The organism is Streptomyces sp. CS113 (assembly GCF_002188365.1).
GTDB classification, from domain to species: domain Bacteria; phylum Actinomycetota; class Actinomycetes; order Streptomycetales; family Streptomycetaceae; genus Streptomyces; species Streptomyces tendae.
Map to the genome: position 1 here is coordinate 832,023 of NZ_KZ195574.1, position 9,453 is coordinate 841,475.

The 9,453-nt window shown below is 70.7% G+C and carries 10 protein-coding genes; 3 read left to right on the forward strand and 7 right to left on the reverse strand.

Going from position 1 to position 9,453, the window contains the following annotated elements:
- Window positions 1-177: 177 nt before the first annotated feature.
- From B9W62_RS03530 to B9W62_RS03540, 3 genes are all read right to left on the reverse strand, one after another.
- Window positions 178-963 carry a FadR/GntR family transcriptional regulator gene (locus tag B9W62_RS03530; RefSeq protein WP_087811714.1) on the reverse strand — a complete coding sequence of 262 codons (786 nt, stop codon included), beginning with the start codon at window positions 961-963 and terminating at the stop codon, window positions 178-180.
- 131 nt (window positions 964-1,094) lie between these two features.
- Entirely contained in the window at window positions 1,095-2,222 is a 1,128-nt protein-coding gene (locus tag B9W62_RS03535) for a Gfo/Idh/MocA family protein (RefSeq protein ID WP_087805106.1), read from the reverse strand.
- Complete coding sequence (locus tag B9W62_RS03540; protein WP_087805108.1) at window positions 2,219-3,031, reverse strand: sugar phosphate isomerase/epimerase family protein; 813 nt, start codon at window positions 3,029-3,031, stop codon at window positions 2,219-2,221. The genes B9W62_RS03535 and B9W62_RS03540 overlap by 4 nt, the downstream gene beginning before the upstream one ends.
- 190 nt (window positions 3,032-3,221) lie before the next feature.
- Here B9W62_RS03540 and B9W62_RS03545 point away from each other — a divergent pair, with 190 nt between their 5' ends.
- Complete coding sequence (locus tag B9W62_RS03545) at window positions 3,222-3,860, forward strand: TetR/AcrR family transcriptional regulator (RefSeq protein ID WP_087805110.1); 639 nt, start codon at window positions 3,222-3,224, stop codon at window positions 3,858-3,860.
- Window positions 3,861-4,193: 333 nt separating this feature from the next.
- A complete protein-coding gene (locus tag B9W62_RS03550) occupies window positions 4,194-5,414 on the forward strand; it encodes a metallophosphoesterase (protein WP_087805111.1) in 1,221 nt (406 codons plus the stop codon).
- A 198-nt stretch (window positions 5,415-5,612) separates the two neighbouring features.
- Here B9W62_RS03550 and B9W62_RS03555 read toward each other — a convergent pair whose 3' ends face one another.
- Entirely contained in the window at window positions 5,613-5,888 is a 276-nt protein-coding gene (locus B9W62_RS03555; RefSeq protein WP_087805113.1) for a DUF5988 family protein, read from the reverse strand.
- Between the two features lie 506 nt (window positions 5,889-6,394).
- Window positions 6,395-6,748, reverse strand: a complete 354-nt coding sequence (locus B9W62_RS03560; RefSeq protein ID WP_087805115.1) for an ArsR/SmtB family transcription factor — start codon at window positions 6,746-6,748, stop codon at window positions 6,395-6,397.
- 84 nt (window positions 6,749-6,832) lie between these two features.
- On the opposite strand from B9W62_RS03560, the gene B9W62_RS03565 reads away from it, so the two are divergent.
- Entirely contained in the window at window positions 6,833-7,612 is a 780-nt protein-coding gene (locus B9W62_RS03565) for an SDR family NAD(P)-dependent oxidoreductase (RefSeq protein ID WP_087805117.1), read from the forward strand.
- A 57-nt stretch (window positions 7,613-7,669) separates the two neighbouring features.
- On the opposite strand, the gene B9W62_RS03570 is transcribed toward B9W62_RS03565, so the two are convergent.
- The gene (locus B9W62_RS03570; RefSeq protein ID WP_087805119.1) at window positions 7,670-9,151 is read right to left on the reverse strand and encodes an NAD(P)-binding domain-containing protein; all 1,482 of its coding nucleotides are present in this window, start codon (window positions 9,149-9,151) and stop codon (window positions 7,670-7,672) included.
- Window positions 9,152-9,186: 35 nt separating this feature from the next.
- A complete protein-coding gene (locus B9W62_RS40080; protein WP_179235326.1) occupies window positions 9,187-9,348 on the reverse strand; it encodes a hypothetical protein in 162 nt (53 codons plus the stop codon).
- Window positions 9,349-9,453: the final 105 nt, after the last annotated feature.

Here is a 9,453-nt window from a genome sequence, read left to right on the forward strand (position 1 = left end):
TCGTCCTCTGTCTTTCTGTCCGGATACGTACGACCCGACCGGGCCTGGTCCAACTGGTAGGACCAGTTGGACCAGACGAAACGTAACAGGGGGAACGGCATGGCAACACCCCCGGCCCGGAAGTTCTCACGTGCCGGTCGGTGCGCCCGACGCTCGTCCGTGGCCGAGCCCGACGGACTACGGGCGGTGCTGCCCCAGGAGCATCTCGATGTGATTGCTGGCCATGACGTCGATCTGCACGTCCAGGTCGGAGCCGTAGGTGCGCAGGGCCAGGGTGAGGTGTTCACGCATCCGGCGGGCCGCCTCGTCGGGGTCGCGCCGTTCCAGTGCTTCGAAGATCTCGGGGTGGTGCGGGACACCCGGCTCGGCGATCGACGGATCGGAGTTGGAGCGCAGCATCAGCTCGAACATCATGCCGCTCACCGACGAGAGCATGATCCTCAGGACCGGGTTCTTGCTGGCCACCGCGATGGCGTCGTGGAAGGCCAGGTCGGCGCGCGCCTTGTCCACCACATCCTGGGCAGTCTCCAGCTCGTCCCGGGCGGCACGCAGGGCCGCGAGGTCCTCGTCCGTCGCCCGCGACGCGGCCAGCCGGACCATCTCGGTCTCCATGGGGATGCGGGCTTCGATGAGCTGGCGGACGGTCGGACGCCCGGCCCGGTAGAGCGCGTCGTAGCCGCGCGCCTGTCCCGAGTCCTGTTCCCGGACGAAGGAACCGCGCCCCGGGGCGACGTCGATCAGTTGCTGAGCCTCGAGTCGCCGCAGCACCTCGCGCACCACGCCCCGGCTGGCCTGGAACTCGGCCGCCAGCTCCCGTTCCGATGGCAGCTTGTCGCCCGGGGCGATGACTCCTGAGCGGATGTCGTGCTCCAGTCGGCGCGCGATGCGCTCCGTCAGCAGGCCGCGCGGGGCAGCTCCCAGGGGTGAACGCGCCGCCGAGGACAGGTGACCGGTTGGCTGCATGTCCGTATCGTACTGGGCCTTGCCGGGACCACCGGTCGGCGGTGATCGGGTGCCGGGTCGGGCGCCGGACGCCCGAGCGTGCGCCCGGGACCACGGGGCCGCGGACGGGACCGGTCCGACGGCGACGGCGGTCACAGGGTCGCCTCGAAGGGGCTGACGCTCTCGTCGACGTAGGGGATCTCGCCCAGGCTGCTGCCGAGGCGGACGTACTCGCCGGTGGTGACCGACTCGTCGATGGACACCAGGATGTCCAGAGCGTGGTATCCGAGGTCGCCGGTGGCGATGTGGGGCCGCCCTGTGCGCAGCGCACGCGCCATGTCGAGGACGCCCAGCCCGCGGCCCGCCTCGACTTGGGCCGAGGGGATGGTGTGCCAGACGGGATCCGCGTTGTCGTCGCCGGCGAGTGAGCCTCGGGTGATTCTGACGTCGCCGTTGAAGGCATTGGGGTCGGGCAGGACCATGGTGCCCTCGGTGCCGGTGATCTCGACGACACCGGTGCGTCGGAGGGGCGAGTCGAAGCTGAACACGCTCTGGCTGACGCCTCCGCCGGCGAACTGGACGAGCGCGGAGACATGGGTGGGCACCGCGACGTCGAAGCTCGTACCGGCCCGGTCACCGGTGCGTATGGTGCGCACCGTGCGGCCGGTGGAGCCCATGGCGGCGACGCGTTCGGCGGGGCCGAACAGGTTGAGGAGCGTGGTGATGTAGTAGGGCCCCATGTCGAACAGCGGGCCGGCGCCCCTGGCGAAGAGGAACTCGGGGCTGGGATGCCAGGCATCCGGTCCGGCGTACTGCATCACGGTCTGCGCGGACAGCGGCCGGCCGATGTCGCCACGGGCCAGAGCGCGCCGTGCGCTCTGCACGGCGGGCCCGAGGACCGTGTCGGGGGCTACGCCCACGCGCAGCCCGGCGGCCGCGGCCCGGTCCAGCACCGAGAGGGCGCTGTCCCGGTCGACGGCGAGGGGCTTCTCGGACCAGACGTGCTTGCCCGCGGTCAGGGCCCGGGAGGAAACGTCGGCATGGGCGGCCGGAACGGTCAGGTTGACGACGATGTCGACGTCGTCGTGGGCGAGGACGTCGGCCGCGGTGCCCGAGCGAGGGACGCCGTGTCGGTCCGCCTGGGCTCGCGCGCGCCCGGTGTCCAGGTCGCCGACGATGTGGACCTGGAGGTCGGGGAAGGAGGTGAGGCTCCGGAGGTACTCGTCGCTGATGTTGCCGGCGCCGACGAGGCCGACTCCGACCGGTCCGTGGGCCCTCATCGGCCGATGCCCTTCGCGTGGAGGTAGCGGACGCCGGCGGCGATGCCGTCGAGGACGTCGCCGTCGTAGTGGTCGAACTCGATGACGGCCCAGCGCGCGTGACGGGCCGTGCTCAGCGCGGCGTCCAGGGGGATCTGCCCCTGCCCGGGAGCGACCTGGCCGGTGTCGGCGGGGTCGAAGGGGGCGCCGGAGAAGAACGGGTCGTCGATCACGGCGCCGTCCTTGATGTGCAGAGCCGCCACACGGTCGCCCAGCCGCTCCAGCAGGGCCACCGGGTCGTTGCCGCCGGCCGCGGCCCAGTACAGGTCGATCTCCAGCTTGACGCGGGGGTCGAGGAGGCCGGCGAAGAACTCGAAGGCACTGATGCCCTTGATCTCGTGCACGAACTCCTGTGAGTGGTTGTGATATCCGACGGTGAGGCCGTGGGCGGCGGCGGCTTCGGCGGCCTGGTTCAGCAGGCCGGCGGTAGCGGCGACGTCCTTTTCGTCCACCCAGCGGTCGGGGGCCACGAACGGGTCGAACACGGACTCCAGGCCCAGGGCACGGGCGGCCTGGAACGTCTCCTCCAGACGCGCGGCCCGTGCGCTCGCCGAGGAGGTGTCGGGCGAGAGGAATCCCGCGTGACCGGTACGGGCCGTCAAGCCCGCCTCCCGCAGGGCGGCCGAGAGGGCGTCGGAGCGGCCGACGAAGTCGTAGACCTCCACCGTGTGCAGGCCGAGGGCACGGACCTGGGCCAGTGTGCGCTCCTGGGCCGTTTCCAGCAGGTGCCGGACAGAGTAGAGCTGTAGAGCCATCCGAGGTGCGGGCATGCCGAAGAATTCCTCTCCGAGGTGAATGCGCGCCGAGTTGACTTCGACCGGCACAATACCGACACCCATGTCGGTTTTCTAGAGGCGCGTGCGCCGGCGCCTGCGGCCGGGCACCGAGCACGCCTGGCGACGGAGCGTCGCCGCTCCATACCGACCGTGATGACGATTCTGGAGTGGATAGCATCGAATCATGAGCCGTCCGACAGCCCCCGCGCCGAGCGGCGCCCGCAACTACCCCAAGGGGGAACGGCGTCGAGCGCAGATCATCGAGGCAGCCTTCACGGCTTTCGGCAAGGTCGGGTACCGCAACGCCAGCATGGTCCAACTGGCCGGCGCGTGTGGTGTCTCCCGCGCGGGGCTGCTGCACCACTTCCCCACCAAGGAGGCGTTGCTCGAAGCCGTCCTGGCCGAGCGTGAACTCCAGGACGACGCGCACTTCTTCCGTGCGGGAGCCGCTGCCCAGGCCGCCGAGGACGGTCTGGAGTACTTCGCCGGCCTGATCCGCCTCGTGGCGCACAACCAGGCGAATCCGACCATCGTGAGCCTGTTCGCCGTCCTGTCGAGCGAGGCCACTGCCCCCGACCATCCCGCCCGCCCCTACTTCGTCGCACGCTACGAGCGGGTACGGCGCGAGGCTCGGGCCGCGGTGGAGAACCTGTCCCGGCGAGGCCTGCTGCGTCCCCACGTCGACATCGAGTCCCTGCCTTCGGAGTTGATGGCCATGATCGACGGTTTGCAGGTGCAGTGGCTCCTCGACCCGCAAGCGATCGACATGCCCACGCAGCTCCGTGCCCGCCTCCGGGAATGCGTCACCGTCGCGATCCCGTAGCCCGGGTGGCCGGACCGGCCCGCGTGAACAGGAATCAGTTCTCGGCGTCGGGGTCGGCTCGGTGCAGTTCGCGTGCCGTTCGCGTGCCGTTCGCGGTCTCGGCCGGCCGCTGCCGGCGAGGGCCCGGAGGGGGGGGCACGGCGGCCGCGTCAGGGTCGGTGCCGTACCGGCCGCGGCGGAGTCGGTGCCGTACCGGCCGCGGCGGAAGCCGGCGCCGATGCCGACGGCGCTGACGGTGGCCGGCTCCCGCACCCTGTTCGGCCTCGGGTCCGACCGGACCGAGGCCGACCGGATACAGTGCGCGGGACCGCAGCTCGGTGAGGGAGGGGAAGCGTGACCGACACCAACAGCACCCGGCCCGCCGAGGGGGAAGCGCGAGAGCCACGGCCGGGCCGGCTGCACCGCCTGATGCGCTTCATCCCCCTGATCGCCCCCGTCCTGCTGTGGGCCGTGCCCTGCTGGGTGCTCCTGCACGCCGGTCAGCACTGGCCGCTGCCGGTCACCCTGGCCGGCACCGCACTGTTCTTCCTCGGTCTCGTCGGTATGCCGCTCGCGATGGTGCGCGGCCACGGCCGACGGCAGCAGGACCGGGCGGCGATCATCGGTGACACGCTGCTGGGCGCCGGCTGGGTCCTGTTCACCTGGTCCGTTCTGCTCGGTGTCCTCTTGCGGATCGCCCTGGCCGTGACCGGCGTCGGCGAGGGCCAGGACCGGGCTCGCATCGTCACGTGGGCCGTGCTCGGCGTGAGTGCCGTACTGCTGACCTGGGGGTATGCCGAGGCGCGCCGCGTGCCGCGCGTGCGCCGGCTCGATGTGCGACTCCCCCGTCTGGGTGCCGGGTTGGACGGCCTCCGGGTCGCCCTCGTCACGGACACCCACTACGGCCCCCTGGACCGCGCCCGCTGGTCGGCACGGGTCTGCGAGACGGTGAACACCCTGGAAGCCGACCTGGTCTGCCACACCGGCGACATCGCGGACGGCACGGCCGAACGCCGCCGCGCCCAGGCCGTCCCGCTCGGGACCGTCCGGGCCACCCATGCCCGCGTCTACGTCACCGGCAACCACGAGTACTACAGCGAGGCCCAGGGCTGGGTCGACCTGATGGCCGAGCTGGGCTGGGAGCCGCTGCGCAACCGCCATCTGCTGCTCGAACGCGGCGGCGACACCCTGGTGGTCGCCGGCGTGGACGACGTCACCGCCGAGTCGTCCGGCCTGGTCGGCCACCGCGCCCACCTCGCCGGAGCCCTGAGCGGTGCCGATCCCGATCTCCCCGTCCTGCTCCTGGCGCACCAGCCCGCGTTCGTCGACCGGGCGGCAGCCGCCGGCATCGATCTCCAGCTCTCCGGCCACACCCACGGCGGTCAGATCTGGCCCTTCCACCACCTGGTCCGCCTCGACCAGCCCGCCCTCGCCGGCCTCAGCCGCCACGGCACCCGCACCCTTCTCTACACCAGCCGCGGCACCGGCTTCTGGGGCCCGCCGTTCCGCGTCTTCGCCCCCAGCGAGATCACCCTGCTCGTCCTCCGCGGCCCGGGGCCGGCCACCGCGCCCTAGCGGCCGGATCACCCCGGGCACGATGTTCCGGAGTCCGAGGTGACCCGGCCGCGGTTCATGCCCGTCGTCCTCGGGCGGGTGCTGCCGAGCGCGGGAGCAGCCCGAGCGCCTTGCGTCCCGCGGCCACCGGCACTGCGCGCCATTCTGAGGGGATCCTTCCTGGAAGACATTCGCCCCGCCCTTCACGTGACTGGCCTGCTACTCGGCTACGTACGTCCGATAGATCCAGCCGTAGACACGCAGGGAGCGCCCGTCGACGTCTCGCACCTCTGACGTCGCCTCGAAGTGCTCGTAGCGGTTCTCGACGTTGAGTTTGACCCGGTCCGTGAGCGGTTCCACCTCGTGCATCCGCTGGTCCTCGGGGATGCCTTTCCCGCCTGCCAGGAAGATGTTGGGCTCCGCGGTACGGTCGCCGTCGCTTCGCAGGATGTTGTTGGAGTGGGCCTGAGCAGTCGTGAGGATGGTGCTGGTCATGGGCGAGTCCTCTCGTGCAAGGGCACTGTGAACAGCCGTAGCGGCGGGGGGAGCGGGCAGCCCGACGGGGGGGCACTGCCGAATTGGAGGGTGCGGAGGTCCCGGGGGCATCAGTGCGCCAGGGAACGTAGTGGCCACGAGGGCGCCGCATGGAGCAGGCCGCGACTTGGTTATATCGACTGTTGCCGAATCAGGGATCAGCTTGGCGTCGATCCCTGGCGGGTGTCAACCACTTGCCGGGACCCAAGTGCAGCGAGTTCTTGGGGACTACTGATGGTGCCTTCAGGAGATTCAAGGCACACCAAGACGCCCCGAAGCGCAGCCGGGGCAGACACAGGGGCAGGCAGCGCGAAGAGTGAGCCACCGCCCTCGACCGACCGCCGGCCGCGGGGGCGGGGGGCGGGGGGCGCCACTACGGGCCGGGGCATGCACAGCACGCGGAAATCACATGACGCGGCGCACCTCAGCCGCACAGACCGGGCGCGACGGACACGCCGGGACGCGAATCAGTCGCGCTCGGTGAGAATTCCGGACAGGGCGGCGAGCACCGACGGAGCGAGCCGGTAGTAGACCCAGGTGCCGCGCCGCTCCGACAGCAGCAGGCCGGCCTCACGGAGCTTCTTCAGGTGATGGCTGACCGTGGGCTGGGAAACGCCGACATCGGCGATGTCGCACACGCAGGCCTCCCCGTCGGGATGGGAAGCAACCTTGGAGAACAGCCGCAGCCTCACCGGATCACCCAGCGCCTTGAACATGGCGGCGGTGACCTCGGCCTCCTCGTCGGTGAGCTCCCGGTCCGTGAGGGACGGGCAGCACGGTGGAGCGGAGGCGGTGGCCGCCAACTGCGCTAGCTTCGACATGCATCTATGTTGACACTCGTTTCTCCTCCTGCCAAGATCGATTGATTCGATGAGCGTCTAATCAGCACTGGGGGCACGACAAGCATGCGTACCGCCGACACACGGGCAGCTCGCACGAGGACGGCCGTCGTTACCGGAGCCAGTAGCGGCATCGGGGCGGCAACTGCGCGGGCGCTGGCTCGCGAGGGATTCGAGGTCGTCCTGACAGCCCGCCGGGCCGACCGCCTGGAGGCCGTCGCCAAGGAGATCAGAAACGACGGGGGGACGGTTCAGGTGTTTCCCCTGGACGTGACCGACCGGGAGGCCGTCCTCGCCTTCGCCGCCCGGCTTCGGGCGTGTGACGTGCTGGTCAACAACGCGGGTGGAGCCTACGGAACGGAGCACATCGAGAACGCCGATCCTGGCGACTGGCGGTCGATGTACGAGGTGAACGTTCTCGGCGCCCTGCACATGACCCAGGCCCTGCTGCCGGCTCTGAGAGCCTCTGGTGACGGGGTGGTGGTCGTGATCTCGTCCACCGCGTCGTTCACCTGCTACGAAGGAGGGGGCGGTTACAGCGCCGCCAAGCACGGCGCCCACGTACTGGCCGAGACTCTGCGCCTGGAGGTGTGCGGGGAGGCCATGCGGGTGGTCGAGATCGCTCCGGGGATGGTCCACACCGAGGAGTTCTCCCTGAATCGCTACCGCGGCGACCTGGACAGGGCGGACGCCGTCTACGCGGGTGTTCCGGACCCGCTGGTCGCCGATGACGTCGCCGACGTGGTGACATGGGCGGTGACCCGGCCGCCTCACGTGAACATCGACCTCCTTGTGGTCCGCCCCAGAGCACAGGCGGCGCAGCACAAGGTGCACCGCACCACCTGACCGACTGCCGACGGGTCACCTCCCGCCAAGACCGGGAGGGGCGACCCGTCGGGCGGTTCAGCAGCCCTGGGCGCCGGGCGCGTCGAACATGTCGGCGGCGTAGGCGGCCAGTTGCAGGGCCGCGGTGTGGTCGATGCCGAGTTCCGTCGCGGCGGACAGCACGGCGTCCGAAGCCGTGGCCGACGTGCCCAGGTGCTTCGCGGTGACGTGGAGAAGCTGCTCGTGCTGTTCCTTGGTCAACCCGAGACGCAGGGCGAGCGCCTCTCCCCCGGCGGTCACCGAGCACACTCCGGTCTCGGGCAGCTGCAATTCGACCGACCGAGCCGCTTCGAAGTCACCGGCCAGCGCGGCGGCGACGGAGCGAACCTGCTCGTAACCGGTGAGCATGAGGAAGGTCGGAGCCCGGCCGTAGCTCTTCATGCCGACGGTGTAGTAGCCCGGTTCGGGGTGGGCCAGTTCGCGGTAGCCGTGCGGGGTGACGGTTCCGCAGGAGTGCTGGTTGGGGTCGATGAGCGGGGCGAGGGCGCGGGGCGCGGACATGATCGGGTCGAGCTCCAGGCGCAGCTCGTCGACGATGCGGTAGTCGGGCCTGAAGCCGGTGGCCGCGACGACCCGGTCGGCGGCAAGGCTTCGCTCGGTGCCGTCCAGGTCCCGGGAGACGAGCTCCACCTGGTCGCGCGAGGGGTCGTCGCCCAGGCGGCGGACGGCGTGGGTGCGGAAGTTGGCGGCAAGCGTCACGCGGCCGGTTTCCACGAGCATCTTCAGGCCGGAGCCGATGGCGCCTCGTGCGGGCAGCTCGTCGTCACTGCCACCGCCGAAGGAGGCGGCCGGGTCGGCACCGCGGATGGCCCAGGTGATGGTGGTGCCCGGTGCGGTGTCGGCCAGCTCGGCCAGGGCCAGCAGAGTGTTGGCTGCCGAGTGGCCGGCGCCGACCACGACGGTGTGACGGCCGGCGTGCTGGTCGCGGTCCGCTCCGAAGACGTCGGGCAGGCCGTGGTTGATCCAGGCGGCGGCGCCCTGCTCGCCGTGGGCGGGCAGGCCGTTCGCGCCGACGTGGTTCGGCTGACGCCAGGTGCCCGAAGCGTCGATGACGGCGCGAGCCAACACTTCCTCACCGTCGGCCAGGCGCAGGACGAACGGGGCCGCGTCCCGGTCGGCGGTGCGCAGACGGTCAATGCCCAGCCTGCTGACGGCGGTGACCTCGGCGCCGTAGCGGAGGTGGGAAGCCAGCGCGGGAAGTTCGGCCAACGGCTGGAGGTACTGCTTGACGAGATCCCCGCCCGTGGGCAGCGCGGACGCCTCGGGCTCCTCCCAGCCGGCGGCCGCGAGCAGCCGGCGGGCAGCGGGATCGGTGTTGAACTCCCATGGGCTGAAGAGCTGGATGTGGGACCAGGCCTGCACGGCTGTCGCCGCGGCGTCTCCGGCTTCCAGGACGACGAAGGGGACGCTGCGTTCGGCCAGGTGCGCGGCAGCAGCCAGCCCGACGGGGCCGGCGCCGATCACGGCGACTGGGAGGCGGTCGGAGCCGAGGTCAACCACTGTGCGGTGTCCTTTCACGAAGGGAAGGGCGGCAGTCAGGCATCTCGCGTGGGATCGGACGAGGAAGCCGCGAGATCCTCTGCGGTGTCCGCCTGCTCGTCTTGTTCGCTGCGCTCCGCGGTCCGCCGCCGAAATTCAGCGATCGCGGCACAGCAAGAGCCGGTCTGCTCAGCGTCGAGGCCGATGGAATCACTCATCGCAAGCGGCTCCTTTCGCGGCGGCTCGGAGGGCGACGCGAAGCAAGCGCATCACAACCGCCTATATAGATAAACAACGAATCAGAGTTCCACCTTCACCCCTGC

Bases quoted from the DNA above. Each gene is read 5' to 3' on its own strand.
- B9W62_RS03540 (WP_087805108.1), bottom strand. From the start codon at position 3,031: ATGCCCGCACCTCGGATGGCTCTACAGCTCTACTCTGTCCGGCACCTG.
- B9W62_RS40080 (WP_179235326.1), bottom strand. From the start codon at position 9,348: ATGAGTGATTCCATCGGCCTCGACGCTGAGCAGACCGGCTCTTGCTGT.
- B9W62_RS03555 (WP_087805113.1), bottom strand. From the start codon at position 5,888: ATGACCAGCACCATCCTCACGACTGCTCAGGCCCACTCCAACAACATC.
- B9W62_RS03530 (WP_087811714.1), bottom strand. From the start codon at position 963: ATGCAGCCAACCGGTCACCTGTCCTCGGCGGCGCGTTCACCCCTGGGA.
- B9W62_RS03535 (WP_087805106.1), bottom strand. From the start codon at position 2,222: ATGAGGGCCCACGGACCGGTCGGAGTCGGCCTCGTCGGCGCCGGCAAC.
- B9W62_RS03545 (WP_087805110.1), top strand. From the start codon at position 3,222: ATGAGCCGTCCGACAGCCCCCGCGCCGAGCGGCGCCCGCAACTACCCC.
- B9W62_RS03560 (WP_087805115.1), bottom strand. From the start codon at position 6,748: ATGTCGAAGCTAGCGCAGTTGGCGGCCACCGCCTCCGCTCCACCGTGC.
- B9W62_RS03565 (WP_087805117.1), top strand. From the start codon at position 6,833: ATGCGTACCGCCGACACACGGGCAGCTCGCACGAGGACGGCCGTCGTT.